At 51.7% G+C, this 22,826-nt stretch carries 23 protein-coding genes; 17 read left to right on the forward strand and 6 right to left on the reverse strand.

Features of this window, described 5'->3' with window-relative positions; all coding sequences use genetic code 11:
* Positions 1–536: 536 nt before the first annotated feature.
* The 4 genes from AACU55_RS00915 to AACU55_RS00930 all read left to right on the forward strand — a co-directional run bounded on the left by AACU55_RS00915 (position 537) and on the right by AACU55_RS00930 (position 3,765).
* Positions 537–1,433, forward strand: coding sequence for an amino acid ABC transporter substrate-binding protein (locus tag AACU55_RS00915; RefSeq protein WP_013576485.1), 897 nt, complete (start codon positions 537–539; stop codon positions 1,431–1,433).
* A 189-nt stretch (positions 1,434–1,622) separates the two neighbouring features.
* Positions 1,623–2,363 carry an amino acid ABC transporter permease gene (locus AACU55_RS00920; protein ID WP_013576486.1) on the forward strand — a complete coding sequence of 247 codons (741 nt, stop codon included), beginning with the start codon at positions 1,623–1,625 and terminating at the stop codon, positions 2,361–2,363.
* Positions 2,364–2,365: 2 nt separating this feature from the next.
* Positions 2,366–3,043 (forward strand): glutamate/aspartate ABC transporter permease GltK, encoded by a 678-nt coding sequence (gltK, locus tag AACU55_RS00925; protein ID WP_013576487.1) that lies wholly within the window; start codon positions 2,366–2,368, stop codon positions 3,041–3,043.
* A complete protein-coding gene (locus tag AACU55_RS00930) occupies positions 3,040–3,765 on the forward strand; it encodes an amino acid ABC transporter ATP-binding protein (protein WP_013576488.1) in 726 nt (241 codons plus the stop codon). The genes gltK and AACU55_RS00930 overlap by 4 nt, the downstream gene beginning before the upstream one ends.
* A 59-nt stretch (positions 3,766–3,824) precedes the next feature.
* Here the strand turns inward: AACU55_RS00930 and AACU55_RS00935 are convergent, their stop codons facing one another.
* Entirely contained in the window at positions 3,825–4,325 is a 501-nt protein-coding gene (locus tag AACU55_RS00935; protein WP_013576489.1) for a zinc ribbon-containing protein, read from the reverse strand.
* Positions 4,326–4,592: 267 nt separating this feature from the next.
* Between AACU55_RS00935 and leuS the strand changes: the two genes are divergently transcribed.
* The 13 genes from leuS to lipA all read left to right on the forward strand — a co-directional run bounded on the left by leuS (position 4,593) and on the right by lipA (position 18,616).
* Positions 4,593–7,175 carry a leucine--tRNA ligase gene (leuS, locus tag AACU55_RS00940; RefSeq protein ID WP_134706510.1) on the forward strand — a complete coding sequence of 861 codons (2,583 nt, stop codon included), beginning with the start codon at positions 4,593–4,595 and terminating at the stop codon, positions 7,173–7,175.
* A 14-nt stretch (positions 7,176–7,189) separates the two neighbouring features.
* Positions 7,190–7,822 (forward strand): LPS assembly lipoprotein LptE, encoded by a 633-nt coding sequence (lptE, locus tag AACU55_RS00945; RefSeq protein WP_037037035.1) that lies wholly within the window; start codon positions 7,190–7,192, stop codon positions 7,820–7,822.
* On the forward strand, positions 7,819–8,859 hold the full coding sequence (gene holA / locus AACU55_RS00950; RefSeq protein ID WP_013576492.1) for a DNA polymerase III subunit delta: 1,041 nt from the start codon (positions 7,819–7,821) through the stop codon (positions 8,857–8,859). Before lptE ends, holA begins: the two co-directional genes overlap by 4 nt.
* A 14-nt stretch (positions 8,860–8,873) precedes the next feature.
* Positions 8,874–9,551 (forward strand): nicotinate-nucleotide adenylyltransferase, encoded by a 678-nt coding sequence (gene nadD, locus AACU55_RS00955; protein ID WP_013576493.1) that lies wholly within the window; start codon positions 8,874–8,876, stop codon positions 9,549–9,551.
* A gap of 206 nt (positions 9,552–9,757) precedes the next feature.
* The gene (gene rsfS, locus AACU55_RS00960; protein ID WP_015698163.1) at positions 9,758–10,075 is read left to right on the forward strand and encodes a ribosome silencing factor; all 318 of its coding nucleotides are present in this window, start codon (positions 9,758–9,760) and stop codon (positions 10,073–10,075) included.
* Positions 10,076–10,078: 3 nt separating this feature from the next.
* Positions 10,079–10,549, forward strand: a complete 471-nt coding sequence (gene rlmH, locus AACU55_RS00965; protein ID WP_013576495.1) for a 23S rRNA (pseudouridine(1915)-N(3))-methyltransferase RlmH — start codon at positions 10,079–10,081, stop codon at positions 10,547–10,549.
* A gap of 38 nt (positions 10,550–10,587) precedes the next feature.
* Complete coding sequence (mrdA, locus tag AACU55_RS00970; RefSeq protein WP_013576496.1) at positions 10,588–12,492, forward strand: peptidoglycan DD-transpeptidase MrdA; 1,905 nt, start codon at positions 10,588–10,590, stop codon at positions 12,490–12,492.
* Between the two features lie 6 nt (positions 12,493–12,498).
* Complete coding sequence (gene mrdB, locus AACU55_RS00975) at positions 12,499–13,611, forward strand: peptidoglycan glycosyltransferase MrdB (RefSeq protein WP_013576497.1); 1,113 nt, start codon at positions 12,499–12,501, stop codon at positions 13,609–13,611.
* A 9-nt stretch (positions 13,612–13,620) separates the two neighbouring features.
* Positions 13,621–14,766 (forward strand): endolytic peptidoglycan transglycosylase RlpA, encoded by a 1,146-nt coding sequence (gene rlpA / locus AACU55_RS00980; RefSeq protein WP_134706511.1) that lies wholly within the window; start codon positions 13,621–13,623, stop codon positions 14,764–14,766.
* A 156-nt stretch (positions 14,767–14,922) separates the two neighbouring features.
* Positions 14,923–16,131, forward strand: a complete 1,209-nt coding sequence (gene dacA, locus AACU55_RS00985; protein ID WP_013576499.1) for a D-alanyl-D-alanine carboxypeptidase DacA — start codon at positions 14,923–14,925, stop codon at positions 16,129–16,131.
* A gap of 125 nt (positions 16,132–16,256) precedes the next feature.
* Positions 16,257–16,520, forward strand: a complete 264-nt coding sequence (gene ybeD, locus AACU55_RS00990) for a DUF493 family protein YbeD (protein ID WP_013576500.1) — start codon at positions 16,257–16,259, stop codon at positions 16,518–16,520.
* A gap of 60 nt (positions 16,521–16,580) precedes the next feature.
* The gene (gene lipB / locus AACU55_RS00995) at positions 16,581–17,279 is read left to right on the forward strand and encodes a lipoyl(octanoyl) transferase LipB (protein WP_037037026.1); all 699 of its coding nucleotides are present in this window, start codon (positions 16,581–16,583) and stop codon (positions 17,277–17,279) included.
* 371 nt (positions 17,280–17,650) lie between these two features.
* Positions 17,651–18,616, forward strand: a complete 966-nt coding sequence (lipA, locus tag AACU55_RS01000) for a lipoyl synthase (protein WP_013576503.1) — start codon at positions 17,651–17,653, stop codon at positions 18,614–18,616.
* Between the two features lie 97 nt (positions 18,617–18,713).
* On the opposite strand, the gene tatE is transcribed toward lipA, so the two are convergent.
* From tatE to AACU55_RS01025, 5 genes are all read right to left on the reverse strand, one after another.
* A complete protein-coding gene (tatE, locus tag AACU55_RS01005) occupies positions 18,714–18,920 on the reverse strand; it encodes a twin-arginine translocase subunit TatE (protein WP_013576504.1) in 207 nt (68 codons plus the stop codon).
* 215 nt (positions 18,921–19,135) lie between these two features.
* A complete protein-coding gene (locus AACU55_RS01010; protein ID WP_134706512.1) occupies positions 19,136–19,933 on the reverse strand; it encodes an amino acid ABC transporter ATP-binding protein in 798 nt (265 codons plus the stop codon).
* Positions 19,930–20,913: an amino acid ABC transporter permease gene (locus tag AACU55_RS01015; RefSeq protein WP_013576506.1), complete on the reverse strand. Its 984-nt coding sequence runs from the start codon at positions 20,911–20,913 to the stop codon at positions 19,930–19,932. The genes AACU55_RS01010 and AACU55_RS01015 overlap by 4 nt, the downstream gene beginning before the upstream one ends.
* Positions 20,910–21,818 (reverse strand): ABC transporter substrate-binding protein, encoded by a 909-nt coding sequence (locus AACU55_RS01020; RefSeq protein ID WP_013576507.1) that lies wholly within the window; start codon positions 21,816–21,818, stop codon positions 20,910–20,912. Before AACU55_RS01020 ends, AACU55_RS01015 begins: the two co-directional genes overlap by 4 nt.
* 199 nt (positions 21,819–22,017) lie before the next feature.
* The gene (locus tag AACU55_RS01025; RefSeq protein ID WP_134706513.1) at positions 22,018–22,812 is read right to left on the reverse strand and encodes a deaminated glutathione amidase; all 795 of its coding nucleotides are present in this window, start codon (positions 22,810–22,812) and stop codon (positions 22,018–22,020) included.
* Between the last annotated feature and the right edge of the window lie 14 nt (positions 22,813–22,826).

Below are 22,826 nucleotides of genomic sequence, written 5' to 3' on the forward strand. Positions count from 1 at the left end.
ACAGCAACGCAGCGATGCTAAAACTGCCCTCGAGACGTGAGCGTGAATATGTCAGGGAAGTGAGAGAAAAAAGGTCGAAATATCCCTTAAAAAACAATGCCGGTCACCTTAAGTGACCGGCATTAGGCACCTCGGGTGTCTGTTCTTTTTTGTAGCACCCCTTTTTAATCTCAATACCCCTCCCCTTTTACCTGCTGCCGATTGTTTCGACTGCGGCATTAAGCGCTGCCGATTTGCCCGCTTATGAAGTTAAATCAGGCCATTTGGCACGACTCTTGCTACATCTGATTGAAAGATATCTGATTAGTTACTTTTTATGACGGGATGCATCATTTTGGTACAAACAGGCTGCTCCTCATGCACTTTCCGGGTGCATAGCCGTTTGATTGCTTTGATTTGGTGCGTGTCTCGTCTCAAAAAAGAAACAATGTGGTTTCATAATATTCACATTCAGCTATTTTCTAGCTTCATATGACGAGGCATTAGTACTTTCTGATCCCTGAGTTTGGATCCCTAATGACAGCAAGGAGTTGGACATGCAATTGCGCAAATTGGCGTTATCAGTACTGTTAGCAAGCGTTACCGTGAGCAGCTTTGCTCACGCAGAAGAACTGACCGGCACCCTGAAAAAAATTAAAGACAATGGCGTTATCGTGGTGGGTCACCGTGAATCCTCAGTGCCATTCTCTTACTACAACAACGAACAAAAAGTTGTGGGTTATTCACAGGACTATTCTGACGCTATCGTTGACGCAGTGAAGAAAAAACTGAACCTGCCTGACCTGCAGGTCAAAATGATGCCAATCACTTCGCAGAACCGTATCCCGCTGCTGCAAAACGGCACCTACGATTTCGAATGTGGTTCAACCACCAACAACCTGGAACGTCAGCAACAAGCGGCCTTCTCTGACACCATCTTTGTGATCGGTACACGTCTGCTGGTGAAAAAAGGTTCAGAGATTAAAGATTTCACTGACCTTAAAGGCAAAACTGTTGTTGTAACCTCCGGTACGACTTCAGAAGTTCTGCTGAACAAGCTGAACGAAGAGAAAAAACTGGATCTGCGCATCATCAGTGCCAAAGACCACGGTGACTCCTTCCGTACGCTGGAAACCGGCCGCGCAGTGGCCTTCATGATGGATGACGCCTTGCTGGCCGGTGAACGTGCGAAAGCCAAGAAACCAGACAACTGGGAAATTGTCGGTACGCCGCAATCCAAAGAAGCTTATGGCTGCATGATGCGTAAAGACGATGCTGAGTTTAAAAAACTGGTTGATGACACCATCGTGCAGGCACAAACCTCCGGTGAAGCAGGCAAATGGTTTGAAACCTGGTTCAAAAAACCAATTCCTCCGAAAAACCTGAATATGAACTTTGAGCTGTCCGATGACATGAAAGCTCTGTTCAAAGCGCCAAACGATAAGGCGCTGTAAGTCATACCAAATGGACGGGTATAACCAAGAGAAGAGTGAAAAGTGACTAAAATACAAGGTTGGACCACCAACCTGTGATGATACAGATGCGGGGTGGTCGTTCCCCACCCCGCATTCTTTCCCATTCACTTTAGGCGAATTGCGTCATCACTCAGATGGGTAAGCCTTTACCCGCTTTACGGAGTTTTTATGTCAATAGATTGGAACTGGGGCATTTTTCTGCAACAAGCCCCCTTCGGTAACACCACTTATCTGGGCTGGATTTGGAATGGATTTCAGGTCACTGTCGCACTGTCAATTTGCGCATGGATAATCGCCTTCCTCATCGGTTCTCTGTTCGGTATTTTGCGTACCGTCCCCAACCGCATCCTTTCGGGTATTGGTACCTGTTACGTCGAATTATTCCGTAACGTGCCATTAATCGTGCAATTCTTCATTTGGTATCTGGTGGTCCCTGAACTGCTGCCTGAAAATATCGGCATGTGGTTTAAATCCGAACTGGCGCCTGACGTACAGTTCTTCACTTCCTCGGTAATTTGCCTCGGGTTGTTCACCGCCGCCCGTGTATGCGAACAGGTGCGTGCAGCCATCCAGTCCCTGCCAAGCGGACAACGCAATGCCGGACTGGCGATGGGCCTTACGCTGCCGCAAACTTACCGCTATGTGCTGTTACCCAATGCTTACCGCGTGATCGTGCCGCCAATGACCTCTGAGATGGTTAACCTGGTGAAAAACTCCGCCATTGCCTCGACCATTGGTCTGGTGGATATGGCCGCACAAGCCGGTAAGCTGCTGGATTACTCCGCGCATGCGTATGAATCATTCACTGCAATCACCGTTGCTTATGTCCTTATCAATGCCGTCATCATGCTGCTGATGCATTTCGTAGAACGTAAAGTCCGCCTGCCGGGCAACATGGGAGGGAAATAAGCATGCATGAATTCGACTGGAGTTCTATTGGTCCCGGCCTGCCCTATCTGTGGCAAGGTATGGTCATTACGCTGAAGATTACGTCGCTGGCGATTGTGGTCGGTATTTTGTGGGGCACCCTGCTGGCGGTCATGCGCCTGTCAACGTTCAAACCGATCAGCTGGTTTGCCTCGGCTTACGTCAACCTTTTCCGCGCGGTTCCGCTGGTCATGGTGCTGTTGTGGTTCTATCTGATTGTGCCGGGCTTTCTGCAAAAAGTGCTCGGACTGTCACCTAAAACCGACATCCGCCTGATTTCTGCGATGGTCGCGTTTGCGTTATTTGAAGCGGCGTATTACTCGGAGATTATCCGCGCAGGGATTATCAGCATCGCACGCGGTCAGTCTTCTGCAGCGCTGGCGCTGGGTATGACGCAATGGCAATCCATGAAGCTGGTTATCCTGCCGCAGGCTTTCCGCGCGATGGTGCCGTTACTGCTGACGCAGGCGATCGTTTTGTTCCAGGATACTTCGCTGGTGTACGTTCTGGGCCTCGCAGACTTCTTCCGCAGCGCATCTAATATTGGTGACCGTGACGGTACGCTGGTTGAGATGGTGCTGTTTGCAGGACTTATTTACTTTGTTATCAGCCTTTGTGCTTCCTTGCTGGTGCGTTATTTGAAGAAAAGGACCGTTTCATGATTTCACTGAAGAATGTTTCTAAATGGTACGGGCACTTTCAGGTGCTTACCGATTGCAGCACCGAAGTTAAAAAAGGTGAAGTTGTGGTGGTTTGCGGGCCTTCAGGCTCAGGGAAATCGACGCTGATCAAAACCGTTAACGGACTCGAACCGGTTCAGAAAGGTGAGATCCTGGTCAACGGGACGCCGGTCAATGACAAGAAGACCAATCTGGCGCAACTGCGTGCAAAAGTGGGCATGGTTTTCCAGCATTTCGAACTGTTCCCGCACCTTTCCATCATCGATAACCTGACACTGGCGCAAGTCAAAGTTTTAAAACGTGATAAAGCAGCAGCGAAAGACAAAGGCCTGAAATTACTGGATCGTGTCGGTTTGTCCGCGCACGCCAATAAATTCCCCGGCCAGCTTTCCGGTGGTCAGCAACAGCGTGTGGCGATTGCCCGTGCATTGTGTATGGATCCGATCGCGATGTTGTTTGACGAACCGACGTCCGCTCTTGATCCGGAAATGATCAACGAAGTGCTCGACGTTATGGTTGAGCTGGCAAACGAAGGTATGACAATGATGGTGGTGACGCACGAAATGGGCTTCGCCCGTAAAGTGGCCAACCGCGTGATTTTCATGGATGAAGGCAAGATTGTAGAAGATCGCAATAAAGACGATTTCTTCAATAATCCGGAATCCGATCGCGCCCGGGATTTCCTGGCTAAGATCCTGCACTGACCGGCACTGAAGAAAAGAAAGCACACCTGCCCCGCTTCTCCGGGGCAGGTGTCTGACGCTTAAGGTTCAAACGGACGACGCGTAAACTCAGTGTTACCGCATTTCGGGCATTTACTCAGAATTTCCGGCGTATACACCGCTAAGTGAAAATGACAGTTTTCACACACCAGATTGCCCAGACCGACGACTTCTCCGCTGTGATAAATCCCGTGATGGCTGACATCTTTAAAAACCTCTTTCCATTCCAGCTGGGTTTTATCGGTCATATCGGCCAACTCTTTCCACAAGCTTTCTTTAATGACCCGCATGAACACACTGTCCGTGCCGTCATCTTCTTCTGCCACGGCTTGCTGGTTTTCTTCATAGTTACGGGCAAATTCGTGCAAATCGCGGCGTACCGCCGACGTTAACTGTTCAATCTGGATTTCCGTCAGCTTGCCCTCTTCCTGCAGTCTGACGCGGGCGTCCTGTACCAGCGCGCTGATATCACGTTCACCGTGTTTTAACCGCTCGGTCAGTGATGTCACCAACTGCCGGTAAGATTGCGTAATATTGCTCATATTTCCTCTCCTTGAACTGTCATAACCATTTTCACGGCGGGAACGCACTGCCTTTATTTTAGTCGTAAATCCCTGATCCGTTGCGCAGATTATCTCGCGCTGACTCGCAGATTATGAATATTGCGCCAGAAGCGGACAGAAATTCCCTTTAGCCTTCGCTGGGTGTTGTTGCTCCAACCGCTTATCAGCTATGCTATGCGGATCTTTTGATTAAAACTTTTTGAGCTACAGGCGTAGCTGTTTTCACTCACAGGACCACCGGCCGCCATGCAAGAGCAATACCGTCCAGAAGACATCGAGTCACACGTTCAGCTTCACTGGCAAGAGAAGCAAACCTTCAAAGTTACCGAACAGCCTGGCAAGGAGAAATATTATTGCCTCTCCATGTTGCCTTATCCATCAGGCCGTCTCCACATGGGACACGTGCGCAACTACACCATCGGTGACGTGATTTCCCGTTACCAGCGCATGCTCGGTAAAAACGTTCTGCAGCCGATTGGCTGGGATGCGTTTGGCCTGCCAGCGGAAGGGGCAGCGGTTAAAAACAACACCGCACCTGCGCCGTGGACTTACGAAAACATCGAATACATGAAGAACCAGCTTAAATTGCTGGGCTTCGGCTATGACTGGGATCGTGAAATCGCGACCTGTAAGCCTGATTATTATCGCTGGGAACAATGGTTCTTCACCAAGCTGTACGAAAAAGGTCTGGTTTATAAGAAGACCTCCGCAGTGAACTGGTGTCCGCATGACCTGACCGTTCTGGCGAATGAACAGGTTATCGACGGCTGCTGCTGGCGTTGCGATACCAAAGTAGAACGTAAAGAAATTCCTCAGTGGTTTATCAAAATCACCGATTACGCCGATCAGCTGCTTAACGATCTGGACACGCTGGAAAGCTGGCCAGAGCAGGTGAAAACCATGCAGCGCAACTGGATCGGCCGTTCAGAAGGCGTGGAAATCACTTTTGATGTGGCTGACAGCGATGAAAAAGTCACGGTGTACACCACTCGTCCTGATACGTTTATGGGCGCGACCTACGTCGCTGTGGCTGCCGGTCATCCTCTGGCACAGTTGGGCGCACAGAATAATCCTGCGCTGAACGATTTCATCGACGAATGCCGTAACACCAAAGTTGCCGAAGCAGAAATGGCGACGATGGAAAAGAAAGGCATGGCAACCGGTCTGTTTGCCATTCATCCGCTGTCGGGTGAGAAGCTGCCAATCTGGGCTGCCAACTTCGTGCTGATGGAATACGGTACCGGCGCAGTGATGGCCGTGCCTGGCCACGATCAGCGCGACTGGGAATTCGCCACCAAATACGATCTGCAGATCAAACCGGTTATCCTGAATCTGGACGGCAGCCATCCTGACGTCAGCGCAGAAGCGATGACGGAAAAAGGCACGCTGTTCAACTCAGGTGAATTCGATGGTCTGAACCACGAAGACGGTTTCAATGCCATTGCCGATAAACTGGTTGCTCAGGGTGTCGGTCAGCGCAAAGTGAACTATCGCCTGCGCGACTGGGGGGTTTCCCGTCAACGTTACTGGGGCGCACCAATTCCGATGATCACGCTGGAAGACGGCACCGTTATTCCTGCGCCTGAAGATCAACTGCCGGTTGTTTTGCCGGAAGATGTGGTCATGGACGGTATCACCAGCCCGATTAAAGCGGATCCTGAGTGGGCGAAAACTACCGTCAACGGTATGCCGGGTCTGCGTGAAACCGACACCTTTGACACCTTCATGGAATCTTCCTGGTATTACGCGCGTTACACCTGCCCGCAATATGACGAAGGTATGCTGGATCCTGCAGCCGCCAACTACTGGTTGCCAGTCGATCAGTATGTCGGTGGTATTGAACACGCCATCATGCACCTGATGTATTTCCGCTTCTTCCACAAACTGATGCGTGATGCAGGTTTGGTGGATTCTGACGAACCGGCCAAGCGCCTGTTGTGTCAGGGTATGGTTCTGGCTGACGCGTTCTACTACACCGGTAACAGCGGCGAACGTATCTGGGTTTCCCCGGCGGATGCCATTGTTGAACGTGATGAAAAAGGTCGCATCACCAAAGCCACTGACCCGCAAGGCCACGAACTGGTTTACGCGGGCATGAGCAAGATGTCCAAGTCTAAAAACAACGGCATCGACCCGCAGGTGATGGTCGATAAATACGGTGCAGATACCGTGCGTCTTTTTATGATGTTCGCTTCTCCGGCAGAAATGACGCTGGAATGGCAAGAGTCCGGCGTTGAAGGGGCAAACCGCTTCCTGAAACGTGTCTGGAAACTGGCCTTCGAGCACACAGAAAAAGGTCCTGTTGCCGCTCTGGATGTGGCTTCTCTCAATGAAGCACAGAAAGATCTGCGTCGTGACTTGCATAAAACCATCGCCAAAGTGACCGATGATATCGGTCGTCGTCAGACCTTCAACACCGCTATCGCGGCAGTCATGGAACTGATGAACAAGCTGGGCCGTGCACCTCAGGATACCGAACAGGATCGTGCGCTGCTGCAGGAATCCTTGCTGGCAGTTGTCCGTATGCTTTATCCATTCACTCCGCACGTCTGCTTCAGCCTCTGGCAGTCGCTGCAAGGAGAAGGTGACGTGGATACCGCGCCATGGCCACAAGCTGATGAGCAGGCAATGGTTGAAGATTCCAAGCTGGTCGTTGTACAGGTGAACGGTAAAGTGCGTGCTAAAATCACCGTAGCCGCTGATGCTACCGAGCAACAAGTGCGCGATCGTGCGGCAGAAGAACATTTGGTCGCAAAATATCTGGATGGGGTTACGGTTCGCAAAGTAATCTACGTCCCGGGCAAACTGCTTAACCTGGTTGTAGGTTGAGTCAAGGAGGATCTGTGCGACATCCCATAATGACACTGCTGCTCACCGCAGCAGTGCTGGTTACAGCAGGTTGTGGATTCCATTTACGTGGAAAAACCAATGTTCCTGACGAACTGAAAACAATCGTTTTGGACAGTGGGGATCCGTATGGTCCGTTGACTCGTAATATCAGGACTCAGCTGCGTCTAAGTAATGTGACCATTGTTGATGATCCGACCAAAGAACAGCGTAAGGATATTCCGTCGCTGCGCATTGGGGCTGAGTCAGTGGGTCAGACTACCGCATCAATCTTCCAGGACGGTAAGACTGCGGAATATCAGATGGAAATGAACATTAATGCGACAGTTCTGATGCCTGGCAAGGATTTGTATCCTATCCATGTAAAAGTGTTCCGTTCCTTCTTTGACAACCCGTTAACGGCGCTGGCCAAAGATAACGAACAGGACATCATTATCGAGGAAATGCGCCAGCAGGCTGCGCAGCAACTGATCCGTAAGTTGCTGACCGTCCATGCTTCAGAATTGCAGAAAGCAGAGGATGTCGGCGGGCGTCAGGTAGAAGTCATTTCTACCGGTTCATCAGCCACGACGTCGTCTGATGCCTCTGCGGCATCTTCCACGGCACCGGCCACCCCTTCCGCACAATGATCCGAGTTTATCCGGAACAACTTGCCGCGCAGCTCCGTGAGGGGCTGCGCGCTTGTTATGTGTTATGTGGAAACGACCCTTTGCTTTTGCAGGAAAGCCAGGACAGCATACGTCACGCTGCCCAGCAGGCTGACTTCCAGGAGCACTACACGTATATTCTTGACGCCCATACCGAATGGGAGTCCATCTTCAGCATCTGTCAGGCCCTGAGCCTGTTTGCCAGCCGGCAGACCCTGATGCTTATTCTGCCCGAAAATGGCCCGACGGCGCCGATGGCAGAACAATTACTCAAACTGACCACCTTGCTCCACGACGATATTCTTCTGCTGTTGCGCGGTACAAAACTGACCAAAGCGCAGGAAAACAGCGCCTGGTTTAAAGCGTTAAGTGACAAAGGTGTTTTCGTCAGTTGTCAGACGCCCGAACAGGCACAACTTCCCCGCTGGGTGACCCGTCGCGCCAAAGAACTTTCACTTGAACTCGATGAACCAGCTAATCAGCTTTTGTGCTACTGCTACGAAGGAAATTTGCTGGCGCTGGCGCAGTCGCTGGAGCGCCTTTCCCTGCTCTATCCCGATGGCAAACTCACGCTACCGCGCGTCGAAGAGGCCGTCAACGATGCGGCACATTTCACACCTTATCACTGGCTGGATGCGTTACTGGCCGGGAAAAGTAAGCGAGCCTGGCATATTTTGCGTCAGTTGCAACAGGAAGACAGCGAGCCGGTTATTTTATTGCGAACCGTACAGCGTGAGCTGCTGATGCTGCTCAATCTGAAACGGAAAATGGACACGACGCCGATCAGGACCCTGTTTGATCAGCAAAAAGTCTGGCAAAACCGCCGGGCGCTGGTGACTCAGGCACTGCAACGCCTGTCTCTTGCCCAGCTGTCTCAGGCCGTTCGCTTACTGACCCAGATGGAAATCACGCTCAAACAGGATTACGGTCAGTCAGTCTGGGCCGAGCTTGAAAGCCTGTCTATGCTACTCTGTGGGAAATCCTTACCCACCGGATTGACGGAGTTGGGTTCGTATTGAAGCAGGACACCGTTATGCCGCGCCGCGCCGCACATTCTTCTGCAACCGCTGAAAAGCTGCTGGCTTTTTTTGGCGGTACGTTTGACCCGATCCATTATGGTCATCTGAAACCCGTTGCGGCGCTGGCAGCACAGGCAGGGTTTGATCAGGTGATCCTGCTGCCCAACAACGTTCCTCCCCACCGGCCACAACCCGAAGCCACGCCGCAGCAACGTCTGCATATGGCGAAGCTGGCTGTGGCGGATAACGCGCTGTTTTCAGTCGACCCCCGCGAGCTGGCTGTTGATACGCCCTCCTACACGATTGAGACACTTGCAACGTTACGTAAAGAACATGGCGACAAATGCCCGCTGGCGTTTATCATTGGCCAGGATTCGTTACTGACGCTGCATAAGTGGCACCGCTGGGAATCGTTACTGGATTTCTGTCATATCGTGGTGATGGCACGTCCGGGTTATCAGGAACAACTTGATACACCGGAACTGCAGAAATGGTATGACGCCCATCGGGTGAATGATGCCAATGCGCTTAAGCAAAAACCGGCCGGATTCATTTATCAGGCCAATACCCCATTGCTGGATATTTCAGCGACTGAAATCCGTGAACGCCGTCATGCGGGTCTTGATTGCTCAGATTTACTGCCTTCCGCCGTTGAGCGTTATATAGAATCACAGGGCTTGTACCGCGAGTAGCTAACGCGTGCTATACTGCGCCGCTTAATTTCGGCTCTCGATAACGCTGCGTAATCAACCGATACAATGTATTGATTGTTAAACGTTTTAAGCTGTTTTCCAGACAACCGCTATGTTTATCCTTCATGAGATTGATCATTGCTTCGGTGCCACACCGGCGGACATCTCGTGAGGTCAATTGTTTCAAACATCCCCAGGGGGAACCTTTGCAAGGTAAAGCGCTCCAAGATTTTGTTGTCGATAAAGTCGATGACCTGAAAGCACAAGACATCATCGCCATTGATGTTAAAGGTAAATCCAGTATTACTGACTGCATGATTATCTGTACCGGCACGTCAAGCCGCCATGTCATGTCCATCGCCGGGCATCTGGTTGAAGAAATTAAAGCCGTTGGCCTTGATGCCATGGGTGTGAAAGGCATTAATGAAGCTGACTGGGTGGTTGTCGATCTGGGCGAAGTGATCGTGCACGTTATGCAGGAAGAAAGCCGTCAGTTGTATGAGCTTGAGAAACTCTGGGGCTGATGCGTGAAGCTGCAACTTGTCGCCGTCGGCACAAAAATGCCTGACTGGGTGCAAACCGGTTTTAACGATTATCTGCACCGTTTCCCTAAAGATATGCCGTTTGAACTGACAGAGGTTCCGGCCGGGAAACGTGGGAAGAACGCAGACATCAAGCGCATTCTTGAAAAAGAAGGCGAGCAGATGCTGGCCGCTGTCGGTAAAGGGAATCGCATCGTGACGCTGGATATTCCAGGGACACCATGGGAAACCCCGCAACTGGCACAACAACTGGAACGCTGGAAGCAGGACGGACGCAATGTCAGCCTGTTGATCGGCGGTCCGGAAGGGCTGGCACCGGCCTGTAAAGCCGCAGCGGAACAGAGCTGGTCGCTCTCTCCGTTGACGCTTCCTCACCCGCTGGTGCGGGTTCTGGTCGCGGAAAGTCTTTATCGCGCCTGGAGTATTACCACTAATCATCCATATCACCGCGAATAACGGGTGGTGAATGTCAGCAACATGAATTAAGTAGTGGGATGAAAATAGATCGTAACCCTTTTCGCGACTATACGGCTGAATCAGCCCTCTTTGTGCGCCGTGCACTGGTGGCGTTTATCGGCATTCTGCTACTTAGCGGCGTTTTAGCTTTTAATCTTTATAATCTGCAAATTGTCCGTTTTCAGGATTACCAAACCCGTTCTAACGATAACCGTATCAAGCTGGTGCCGATCGCGCCCAGCCGCGGCATTATCTATGACCGCAACGGTACGCCGCTGGCGCTGAACCGCACGATCTATCAGCTTGAACTGGTGCCGGAAAAAGTGGACGATTTGCAGGCCACGCTTGAAGGCCTCAAACCGATAGTTGACCTCACGCAGGAAGATATCGATAACTTCAAAAAAGAACGCCAGCGTTCGCGACGCTTTACGTCTATTGCCGTCAAAACGGCCCTGACTGAAGTTCAGGTTGCGCGTTTCTCCGTGAACCAGTTCCACTTCCCCGGCGTTGAAGTCAAAGGCTATCAGCGTCGCTACTATCCGTATGGTTCAGCGCTGACGCACGTTATCGGCTATGTATCGAAAATCAATGACCGTGACGTTGAACGCCTCGATAAAGATGGCATTCTGGCCAACTATGCCGCCACGCACGACATTGGTAAGCTCGGCATTGAGCGCTATTACGAAGACACGCTTCACGGTAAAACCGGCTATGAAGAAGTTGAAGTGAACAACCGTGGCCGCGTTATCCGCCAGCTACACGAAGAACCGCCGCAGGCGGGCAAAGATATTTACCTGACGATCGACTTGCCATTACAGCAATATATTGAAGTCTTGCTGACCGGCAGCCGCGCCGCTGTGGTGGTTACCGATCCGCGCGATGGCGCCATCCGTGCGCTGGTGTCTAACCCGAGTTATGACCCGAACCTGTTTGTGGATGGCATCTCCAGTAAAGATTACAACACGCTGCTTAACGACCCCAATAAGCCGCTGATCAACCGGACAACGCAGGGGGTTTATCCGCCAGCGTCTACTGTGAAACCGTATATTTCAGTTTCTGCGCTGACAACGGGTGTTATCAATAAAAACACCTCCCTGTTTGATCCGGGCTGGTGGCAGTTACCGGGTTCAGACAAGCGTTACCGCGACTGGAAACACTGGGGGCATGGTCGCCTGAATGTGACGAAAGCCCTTGAGGAATCGGCTGATACCTTCTTCTATCAGGTGGCTTATGATATGGGGATTGACCGTCTTTCCGAGTGGATGGGCAAATTTGGTTACGGCCAGTACAGCGGTATCGATTTATCAGAAGAACGTAGCGGGAATATGCCAAACCGCGACTGGAAATTTAAACGCTTCAAAAAACCCTGGTATCAGGGCGACACCATTCCGGTGGGTATCGGTCAGGGCTACTGGACCGCAACTCCAATCCAAATCATGAAAGCCATGACCACGCTGATTAATGACGGCAATGTCAAAACGCCACATTTGTTGCTGAGCACCAAAGTTGACGGCCAGCAGGTGCCGTACAAACAACAGGAAACGACCCAGATTGGCGATATTCATTCCGGCTATTGGGAAATTGCCAAAGACGGTATGTATGGCGTAGCAAACCGTCCGAACGGTACGGCCCGCAAGTACTTTGCTGACGCGCCTTATAAAGCCGCCGCAAAATCCGGGACTGCACAAGTTTACGGTTTGAAAGCCAATGAAATCTATAATGCGCATAAAATCGCTGAGCATCTGCGTGACCACAAGCTGATGACCTCTTTTGCACCCTATGACAAACCGACCGTGGCCGTGGCCGTGGTTCTGGAGAATGGCGGTGCGGGTCCGGCAGTGGGGACAATTTCACGCCAGATACTCGACCACATTTTACTGGGCGACAACACGACACAATTACCGGCTGACGCGCCAGCGCCACCGGGAACCGAAGGTGATTAACCGTCAATGACTGAGAACCAACAAAAAAGATCATTGTGGTCGAAAATGCATATCGACCTGACGATGTTGCTGATCGTGCTCGCGCTGCTGACCTACAGTGCGTTCGTGATGTGGAGCGCCAGTGGTCAGGACATGGGCATGATGGAACGTAAAATCGGCCAGATCCTGATGGGTCTGGTGATTATGCTGGTCATGGCACAAATCCCGCCGCGCGTTTACGAAAGCTGGGCACCTTATCTCTACATCTTCTGCGTTTTCCTGCTGGTGCTGGTGGATGCCTTCGGCAGTATCAGTAAAGGTGCACAGCGCTGGCTGGATCTGGGGATCATTAAATTCCAGCCGTCAGAACTGGCGAAAATCGCCGTGCCCCTGATGGTCGCGCGCTTTATCAATCGCGACGTTTGCCCGCCTTCACTTAAAAATACCGCGATTGCCCTGGCATTAATCTTCATCCCTACCCTGCTGGTCGCGGCACAGCCCGATCTGGGCACCTCGATTCTGATTGCCGCATCCGGTTTATTCGTGCTGTTCCTTTCGGGCATGAGCTGGAAACTGATTGCCGTCGCCGCCCTGCTGGTTGCCGCATTTATCCCGATCCTGTGGTTCTTCCTGATGCACGACTATCAGCGCGACCGCGTCATGATGTTGCTTGATCCTGAAAGCGATCCGCTGGGTGCGGGCTATCATATTATTCAGTCTAAAATTGCCATCGGCTCTGGCGGTTTTTCCGGCAAAGGCTGGTTGCATGGCACGCAGTCTCAGCTGGAATTCCTGCCCGAGCGACATACCGACTTTATCTTCGCTGTACTCGCCGAAGAACTGGGGTTGATTGGTGTTCTGGTGCTGCTTGGGCTGTACTTATGCCTGATCATGCGCGGTCTGGTGATCGCCGCCCATGCACAGACTACTTTTGGCCGCGTGATGTCCGGCGGACTGATGCTGATTCTGTTCGTTTATGTGTTTGTTAACATCGGCATGGTCAGTGGTATTGTCCCGGTAGTTGGGGTACCTTTGCCTCTGGTCAGCTATGGTGGGTCAGCACTCATCGTGCTAATGGCAGGGTTTGGTATCGTTATGTCGATACATACTCATCGAAAAATGTTGTCGAAAAACTTATAGAGGTGAGCAATGCGTAAGGAGTGGCTTGGAGCTGTCATTATCGGTTTGCTGTTAAGTGGTTGTGCCACTGAAGATACACAGCAACAACAACCGGCACCGCAGCAAGCCTACAATGGCCCTGTGGTAGAAATCGGCGGGGCTGATCCGCGTTACGAACCTTATAATCAGGGCACGATGCAGGATTATACCGTTAACGGTAAAACCTATAAGATCATCAAAGACCCGTCCAACTTTTCGCAGGTGGGGCAAGCGGCCTGGTACAGTCAGGAGAATGGAGGCAACACTACCGCGCTCGGTGAAGAATTCGACCCGACAGCCATGACCGCTGCGCATCCGACATTGCCGATCCCAAGCTATGTCCGCGTCACCAACATGGCGACAGGACGCATGCTGGTCGTGCGTGTTAACGATCGTGGCCCTTATGTGCCGGGCAAAATTATCGATTTGTCTCAGGCTGCGGCAGACCGTCTGAACCTGACCAACAGCACCAAAGTACGCATTGATTTTATCAACGTTGCGCCTGACGGCACGCTCTCCGGCCCGGGGACTATTGGTACGACCGTCGCCAAACAATCTTATGCATTACCGTCTCGTCCAAGTTTAGGCGCCAGCAACATGGGTACGCCTACGCTGACAGCAGAGCCGGTGAATACGTCAGATGTACGCCCGATCAGTAACAGCACCCTGAGTAATCCTAATGCTGCGCCATTAACGAATGACGAAGATAACAACGGCACCGTAGCCTCTGCGCCAGCAGCGACCACGATGTCCGGTAACAGCGGCGGGTTTCTGAGCGCGCCAACACCTCTGCGTCAGGGTGTGTTAGAAGGCAGCGAACCGGTAACAGCACCGGTTGCTGTCGCCAGTGCCGCGCCAGTAGCAGCTGCTGCGGCCTCCGCAGCGCCTGCGCATACCACTGCCATTCCTTCCTCGGGATTTATGGTACAGGTTGGCGCACTGAGTAATCCTCAGAACGCGCAACTGTGGCAAAAAAGCCTCAGCCAGCGCTTCTCTGTACCCGGTAAAGTACAGGCGAATGGCAGCACCTATCGCGTGCAGCTTGGTCCGTTCAGCACCCGCCAGCAGGCCGAACAGCTGAAACAGCGACTGGCCAACGAAGCTCAGCAGCAGTCTTTCGTCACTGCTGGCATGTAATCTCAAAATACGGGGCATCGGCCCCGTTCTTATAAGTCCCCTGTCTTATAAGTAAAAGTCAGTAAGCGCCGGTAATCGAAGATGTCTGACTTATGACTCTTCTGCTATAGTGGCGCACGTTTATCACTTACTCCCACGGATGTTGTTGTCCCGATCATGAAACTTGTAAATACTTCACGTTTAGTCAAAAGCCTCGCATTTGGCACCGTAATCACTCTGAGTGCAGCGTCCGCCTATGCCGACGATGTTAATTTAAAAACAATGATCCCTGGCGTTCCGCAGATTGATGCTGAAGCCTATATCCTGATCGACTACAACTCCGGCAAAGTTCTGGCAGAAATGAATGCCGATGCGCGCCGCGACCCAGCCAGCCTGACTAAAATGATGACCAGTTATGTTATCGGTCAGTCCATCAAAGCCGGCAAAATCTCTCCGACCGACATCGTTACCGTGGGTCCGGACGCCTGGGCAACCGGCAATCCGGTGTTCAAGGGCTCTTCCCTGATGTTCCTCAAACCCGGCGACCGTGTACCGGTTTCTGAACTCAACCGCGGGATCATTCTGCAATCCGGTAACGACGCCTGTGTGGCAATGGCCGACCATGTGGCCGGAAGTCAGGATGCTTTCGTTGCCATCATGAACAATTACGTGAACTCGCTGGGTCTGAAAAATACCCATTTCGGCACCGTTCATGGTCTTGATGCCGCTGGCCAGTACAGCTCAGCCCGCGATATGGCGCTGATTGGTCAGGCGCTGATCCGTGATGTACCGGAAGAATATGCCACCTACAAAGAGAAAGAATTCACCTTCAACAATATCCGCCAGATGAACCGTAACGGTTTGTTGTGGGATAACAGCCTGAATGTTGACGGCATTAAAACCGGTCATACTGATTCAGCGGGCTATAACCTGGTAGCTTCTGCGACAGAAGGCCAGATGCGTCTGATCTCCGCAGTGATGGGCGGTCATACGTATAAAGGCCGTGAAGTTGAAAGTAAAAAGTTGCTGACCTGGGGCTTCCGTTTCTTCGAAACCGTTTCTCCGCTGAAAGCCGGTAAAGAGTTCGCGTCAGAACCTGTCTGGTTCGGTGATACCGACCGCGTCGCACTGGGCGTTGAGAAAGATGCTTACCTGACGATCCCGCGTGGTCGTATGAAAGATCTGAAAGCCAGCTACGTGCTGAACACACCGGAACTGCATGCGCCCTTGCAGAAAAATCAGGTGGTTGGGTCGATCAACTTCCAGCTTGATGGCAAAACCATTGATGAGCGCCCTCTGGTGGTCATGAACGAAGTGAAAGAAGGCGGCTTCTTCGGTCGCATCGTGGATTACATCAAACTGATGTTCCACCACTGGTTTGGCTAAGTTGCCCGCTTGAAAAAGTTTGCAACAATCCCCATATAACCGGTATAGATTATAGCTCCCGCTACGGCGGGAGTTATACTTTCAGAGACAACACTTAATACGCTGTACAACACGCTGGAGTGCACATGAAAACCAAACTGAACGAACTGCTCGAATTCCCTTGTCCCTTTACCTACAAAGTAATGGGCCTGGCACAACCCGAGCTGGTAGACCAGGTTGTGGAAGTCGTGCAACGCCATGCGCCTGGCGATTACAATCCTCAGGTAAAACCGAGCAGTAAAGGGAATTACCACTCCGTTTCGATTACGATCACTGCGACTCACATCGACCAGGTCGAAACCCTGTACGATGAACTGGGCAATATCGAAATTGTCCGCATGGTGCTGTAAGCCCTTTCTGACCGATCCGCGCGGGAGCCACAACACTGTCGCGCGTTTTCCCCCTCTTCAATGACGATAACTGCCGTGCAATCACAAAATCCGCAAGAACGTATCGTACTGCGCCAGCTTGGTCTTCAGCCCTATGAACCGGTTTCTCTGGCCATGCACCATTTTACTGAGCACCGAAATGCCGACTCGCTTGATGAAATCTGGCTGGTTCAGCATCACCGTGTCTTTACGCAGGGTCAGGCAGGCAAAGCTGAACATGTTCTGATGCCCGGTGATATTCCGGTTATCCAGAGCGATCGCGGTGGTCAGGTGACGTATCACGGTCCCGGTCAGCAGGTAATGTACGTGATGGTGGATTTAAAACGAAAAAAGCTCGGTGTCCGTCAACTGGTGACGGCCATTGAGCAAACGGTGGTGGATACGCTGGCACACTTCTCTATCGACGCTTATCCGCGTGCCGACGCGCCGGGCGTGTATGTCGATGGCAAAAAGATTTGTTCGCTTGGTTTGCGCATCCGCAAAGGTTGTTCGTTACACGGCCTGGCATTAAATATTGATATGGATCTGGAGCCTTTCCACCGCATCAACCCCTGTGGTTATGCTGGCCTTGAAATGACGCAGGCCAGTCTGGAAAAGCCGGGATTAACAGTCGATCAGGTCATGCCTGTTCTGGTGAAATCCTTCAACCATCGCCTTGATTATCAGCAGGTTGATTATCTGCCCTGGCAGATAGAACATTACGCCCCTTCTCCGCCGTGATTTTTGGGCAGAGTTGATACGGCTGTATTGATCTTTTCTCGCGTACCTCGTGTTTTTGTCATTTATCGGGAGCGCGAGAAAATATTTACACACCATTAACACCCCATCAGATCCCTCAGTGAACCGCTAAAATAATCAGTATTTTCAAAATATTACATTCAATTAATGACTCATTTTTTGATAACCCTTCCTGTTTAAGGTTAAAAAATTGCAGCATTTAGCACTTCCGGTCATGACGAAGGGCTGAACGAAGGGATGCTTCAATGATATAATTTCCGCATTATTTCTACTTTTTTTGATGAATCAGCCAGTTCATTGAATGTCCTGAAAAAACTCGGATAACGAGTGACAAACCTGGAAGCTGCAAGATTATGAGTAAACCGATTCAGATGGAACGCGGCGTCAAATACCGCGATGCAGATAAGATGGCGTTAATTCCGGTGAAAACCGTGGTCAGTGACCGGCAGGAAATGTTACGTAAGCCGGCATGGATGAAAATCAAACTGCCTGCCGACTCAACAAAAATTCAGGGCATTAAATCAGCACTGCGTAAGAATGGCCTGCATTCCGTTTGTGAAGAGGCGGCCTGCCCTAACCTTTCCGAGTGCTTCAACCACGGTACCGCAACGTTCATGATCCTCGGCGCCATTTGTACCCGTCGCTGCCCGTTCTGCGATGTGGCACATGGTCGTCCAACCGCACCTGATACCAACGAGCCGGAAAAACTGGCACAGACTATTTCTGATATGGGTCTGCGTTATGTCGTGATCACCTCCGTTGACCGGGATGACTTGCGCGACGGCGGTGCTCAGCATTTTGCGGATTGTATTACGGCTATCCGTGCAAAAAACCCGACCATCAAAATCGAAACGCTGGTACCAGATTTCCGTGGACGTATGGATCGTGCGCTGGAAATTCTTAACGCCAGCCCGCCGGACGTGTTTAACCACAATCTGGAAAACGTGCCGCGTGTTTACCGCCAGGTTCGTCCGGGTGCTAACTACGAGTGGTCGCTGACGCTGCTGCAACGTTTTAAAGAAGCGCATCCGGAAATTCCAACCAAATCAGGTCTGATGGTGGGTCTGGGCGAAACAAACGAAGAAATCATCGAAGTGATGCGCGATCTGCGTCGTCATGGCGTAACGATGCTGACACTCGGCCAGTATTTACAGCCAAGCCGTCACCATCTTCCGGTGCAGCGTTATGTGAGCCCTGAAGAGTTTGATCAGATGAAAGAAGCAGCGATGGAAATGGGCTTCACCCATGCAGCCTGCGGTCCGTTCGTGCGTTCTTCTTATCACGCCGACCTGCAAGCCAAAGGGTTAGAAGTTAAGTAATATCTCGTTACTTTTTCGCTTAAGAAAGACAAAAAGGTTGTTCGCAAGAACAACCTTTTTCGTTTGCTAAGAGGCCGGAGACTGGCGTTCCGAAAACTCAGTCTTTGTGCTCAACACGTTGAGCTGGCTTTTCTTCTGCGGTTTTTTCAGCAGAAGCGGGAGCCGGATCATCGTTCATGGCTTTCTTAAAGCCACGCAGTGCCGCGCCCAGGTCACCGCCCAGAGAACGCAGTTTGCTGGTACCGAACAACAGAACGATCAGCACGCCGACCACCAACAATTTAGTAATACTTAAACCTTCCATACATACCTTCTTTACACTGAGTGCTGGAAAACAGCAGTGACAATTTGCCGTTATTAACGGCCATTCGCGACGTTAATACAACCCGAAAATGTAACAGAACGGATCCGGAACTGTGCGCATTGTGACCAGAGTGAGTTATTATGAGCGTGAACAGCACGCCCATAAAGGACTTCAGTCTTTATTTACAGCAAACCACCTGCAAACTTGATTTCGGATCAGATAAAGCGACTCAGGAACGCCTGTGTCCGCTGATGTTTCGGATTGACCAGAACATCATCCGCTGCCCCCTGCTCAACGACAACGCCGCGATCCATAAACACCACGCGATCTGCAGCCTCTTTCGCAAAACCGATTTCATGCGTCACCACAATCATCGTCAGTCCCTGCTTTGCCAGATCCCGCATGGTAGCCAGCACTTCGCCCACCAGTTCAGGGTCGAGGGCGGACGTTGGCTCATCGAACAGCATCAGTTTAGGTTTCACCGCCAGCGCACGGGCGATAGCAACGCGCTGTTGCTGACCACCGGAAAGATGACGCGGGTAGGCATTCGCTTTATCACTCAGGCCGACTTTTTGCAGCAACTCGCGCGCATATTTCTCCGCTTCATGACGGCTTTCTTTATGCACACCAACCGGTGCTTCAATGATATTTTGCAATACGGTCATATGCGGATAAAGATTGAATTGCTGGAATACCATGCCGATATCCCGGCGCTGTCGCGCAATCGCCCGTTCGGGCAGTTTATGCAGACGGTCACCGTGCAGTTCATAACCGATTTGCTCGCCACCGACCATAATGGAACCGCGATCAATATCTTCCAGATGATTTATACAGCGCAAGAATGTCGATTTACCTGAACCCGACGGCCCGAGGATCACCACCACTTCGCTGGGTTTCACATCAAGATCAATCCCCTTCAGCACTTCGTTATCGCCATAACTTTTATGCACATTACGGGCGACCACCAGTGATGCTTGTCCGGATGACTGTACGTCAGCGGGCAATTGACTCATAAGTCCTCCTTTTGGGCCATGCCCGGTGAATTGATGATCGGCGCGGTTTTTTCTTCCGCATTGCTCTGACGCCGTTTGGCATTTGGCAACGTCCGGCGTGTACCGCGGGAATAATAGCGTTCAATCGCAGACTGTCCGAGATTGAGCAATGACGTGATAAACAGATACCAGATCACCGCCACCATCAGCATAGGCACCACTTCAAAGGTCCGGTTGTAGACCGTTTGCACGGAGTACAGCAAATCGCCCATCGCGATAACGCTGACCAGCGACGTCGCTTTAATCATGCTGATCAGCTGGTTACCGGTCGGCGGAATAATCGAACGCATGGCCTGCGGAATGATGATCCGGCGCAGCGCGCGGCCACGACTCATGCCAAATGCCTGCGCGGTTTCCGCCTGGCCGTTATCGACTGACAGCAAGCCTGCCCGAATGATTTCTGCCATATATGCCGCTTCATTCAGCGCCAGACCGGCAATGGCCGCGGTCAACGGCGTGATCAGATCATTGGTATTCCAGCTCATGTACTCCGGGCCAAACGGGACGCCGAGTACCACGCGCGGGAACAGCGTCGACATGTTGTACCAGAACAATAACTGTACCAGCAGCGGCGTACCGCGGAAGAACCAGATATACAGCCCTGCTAATCTTCTCAGCAACAGGCTGTCAGACAAACGGGCAATCGCCAGCATCAGCCCGATGAACACACCGAGCAGCATCGATACCACGGTAAGGCCGAGCGTGACGCCCAGACCTTTGATCACCGACCCTTCCGTGAACCACTGCGCCACCACATGCCATTCGAAGTTCGGGTTGTGCGAAACGGCCCAAACCACATCAGCGGCAATCAGCAACACCACTATCCAGGCAATCCAGCGGCCGTAGTTACGCGGTGCGTGGGAAAACTCAACGTTACGTCGCGGATCCTGCGTATAGTCGTCCTTGACTGCCGGCGTTGAACTATACGATTTATCCGTCATTTAGACTGCGCCTTTGCCAGGTTAATGCCCGGTGCTGAAATCATATTGCCTTCCAGCCCCCATTTTTTCATGATGATGGCGTACGTGCCGTTGTCGAACAGTTTCTGATAACCGGCGAGGATCGCGTCACGAACCGGTGAGTCTTTGGCGACGACCGTCCCCTGGAAGATATCGCCAAAGCCGTTGGATTTGCCGGTGCCGGTCAGTTCAAGCTGACCGTTGGCTTTTTCCACAAAATAGGTCAGCGGTGCCTGAGAAGAGAAGAACGCGTCGGAACGGTTAGAACGAACCGCCAGAATCGACGTAGGCTGATCGGCAAATGACTGTACAGTCACGGCCGGTTTGCCGTCTTTGACACACACATCAGACTGCTTACGGATAACCTGTTCAGCCGATCCCCCCGCCATCACGGCAATGCGTTTACCGCAGGTATCATCAAGGGAATTGATGTTTTCCGGGTTACCTTTGCGCACCCCGAAGACGACATATTCTTTGACGAAATCGATGAAATCATTTTTCGCCTGACGATCGGGATAATCGCCGATCGGGCCGATGCCCATCTGGTAGCGCCCTGCGGCCATGCCGCTGAGGATGCCGGATAAGCCGCTCACGGAAGCATGCTCTATTTTTACACCCATGACTTGTGCCAGCGCGTGCGCCAGATCCGCACTCGCGCCATCCAGACCGTTGGCGCTGGTCACGATTTCATACGGAGGGAAAGAGCCGTTATTCACAGAGGTCATCACACCTGACTTCTGAATATCCGCAGGTAATTTTGCGTGGATCGCCGGATCCATCGTCTGAGTCGGGATTGTCACGTTTTCAGCAGCAAAGGCATTTATGGAAGATACGGAAAGTAACGCAGCGGTCAGTACAGCAATCTGACGAAGTTGTTTTGCCATCATTCTCTTGTTTCCTCTGTGTAAAAAGTCGGTCTGTGAGTTTATGAATGTTGTGGTTTTATAGTGATTACCTTCCGTGGCAACTTTCCGGGTTTTTCTTTTTATGGCTGTTTATCTATAGAAAAAACAAACGCATCCCCTGGTGAGGGCGCGGTACTGCATGAGCGCTGAGGCAGCCGTTGAGGACCGGCCGCGAACAGACTCAGTCGTTACGCAGTTGCGGTAAACCAAAACGACGGTTTGCCAGCACCGGTAACACTTTTCTGGCATGCGCCAGACGATCTTTATCCAGCTCGGCAAATACCAGTGCCGGGGCCTCGGCTGCGCGGGCGATAGCCACACCCAGCGGATCAACCACCATACTGTTGCCGATATTGCGCTCGCCACATTCACCCACGGCCACCATATAGGTGGTGTTTTCCAGTGCGCGTGCCGTGACCAGCACTTCCCAATGCATTTCTTTCAGCGGGCCTTTCACCCACGCGGCAGGCAGCACCAGTACATCGGCACCGTCGAGCACCAGACGCCGCGCCAGTTCCGGGAACCGCACGTCATAACAGGTCATCAGGCCGACGTTAAACCCGGCGACATTCACCAGCGGCGGTACTTCGTCACCCGCCGTGACATTTTTTGATTCCTGAGAGGAGAACGCATCATAAAGATGCAACTTTTGATATTCAGAAATAATTTCGCCATTACGGATTGAAATCAGCACGTTATATGCACGACCATCCGGTGCAGGCGTATGCACGCTCATCATGGTGGTCATCTGATTGCCACAACTTGCCGCCAGCAACTGACTGACAAACGGACCATCCAGAGGTTGTGCTGCTTTTAAAACCAAATCCGGATCGGTAATGTCACGCGCCAGAATGCCTTCCGGCAGCACCAGCAAATCCACGCCCGCTTCGACAGATTTCGTCATCAGCGAAAGACAGGTTTCGACGTTAGCTTCCCATTCGCGGGAAACCGCAAACTGACCTAATGCAACTTTCATTTTTGACTCCCCCC

This window comes from Rahnella sp. CJA17(1/100) (genome assembly GCF_963881615.1).
Classification (GTDB): domain Bacteria; phylum Pseudomonadota; class Gammaproteobacteria; order Enterobacterales; family Enterobacteriaceae; genus Rahnella; species Rahnella aceris.

Coding starts and splice junctions, on each gene's coding strand:
- AACU55_RS00915 (WP_013576485.1), top strand. CDS start 537: ATGCAATTGCGCAAATTGGCGTTATCAGTACTGTTAGCAAGCGTTACC.
- AACU55_RS00920 (WP_013576486.1), top strand. CDS start 1,623: ATGTCAATAGATTGGAACTGGGGCATTTTTCTGCAACAAGCCCCCTTC.
- gltK (WP_013576487.1), top strand. CDS start 2,366: ATGCATGAATTCGACTGGAGTTCTATTGGTCCCGGCCTGCCCTATCTG.
- AACU55_RS00930 (WP_013576488.1), top strand. CDS start 3,040: ATGATTTCACTGAAGAATGTTTCTAAATGGTACGGGCACTTTCAGGTG.
- AACU55_RS00935 (WP_013576489.1), bottom strand. CDS start 4,325: ATGAGCAATATTACGCAATCTTACCGGCAGTTGGTGACATCACTGACC.
- leuS (WP_134706510.1), top strand. CDS start 4,593: ATGCAAGAGCAATACCGTCCAGAAGACATCGAGTCACACGTTCAGCTT.
- holA (WP_013576492.1), top strand. CDS start 7,819: ATGATCCGAGTTTATCCGGAACAACTTGCCGCGCAGCTCCGTGAGGGG.
- nadD (WP_013576493.1), top strand. CDS start 8,874: ATGCCGCGCCGCGCCGCACATTCTTCTGCAACCGCTGAAAAGCTGCTG.
- mrdA (WP_013576496.1), top strand. CDS start 10,588: ATGAAAATAGATCGTAACCCTTTTCGCGACTATACGGCTGAATCAGCC.
- mrdB (WP_013576497.1), top strand. CDS start 12,499: ATGACTGAGAACCAACAAAAAAGATCATTGTGGTCGAAAATGCATATC.
- rlpA (WP_134706511.1), top strand. CDS start 13,621: ATGCGTAAGGAGTGGCTTGGAGCTGTCATTATCGGTTTGCTGTTAAGT.
- dacA (WP_013576499.1), top strand. CDS start 14,923: ATGAAACTTGTAAATACTTCACGTTTAGTCAAAAGCCTCGCATTTGGC.
- ybeD (WP_013576500.1), top strand. CDS start 16,257: ATGAAAACCAAACTGAACGAACTGCTCGAATTCCCTTGTCCCTTTACC.
- lipB (WP_037037026.1), top strand. CDS start 16,581: ATGACGATAACTGCCGTGCAATCACAAAATCCGCAAGAACGTATCGTA.
- lipA (WP_013576503.1), top strand. CDS start 17,651: ATGAGTAAACCGATTCAGATGGAACGCGGCGTCAAATACCGCGATGCA.
- tatE (WP_013576504.1), bottom strand. CDS start 18,920: ATGGAAGGTTTAAGTATTACTAAATTGTTGGTGGTCGGCGTGCTGATC.
- AACU55_RS01010 (WP_134706512.1), bottom strand. CDS start 19,933: ATGAGTCAATTGCCCGCTGACGTACAGTCATCCGGACAAGCATCACTG.
- AACU55_RS01015 (WP_013576506.1), bottom strand. CDS start 20,913: ATGACGGATAAATCGTATAGTTCAACGCCGGCAGTCAAGGACGACTAT.
- AACU55_RS01020 (WP_013576507.1), bottom strand. CDS start 21,818: ATGATGGCAAAACAACTTCGTCAGATTGCTGTACTGACCGCTGCGTTA.
- AACU55_RS01025 (WP_134706513.1), bottom strand. CDS start 22,812: ATGAAAGTTGCATTAGGTCAGTTTGCGGTTTCCCGCGAATGGGAAGCT.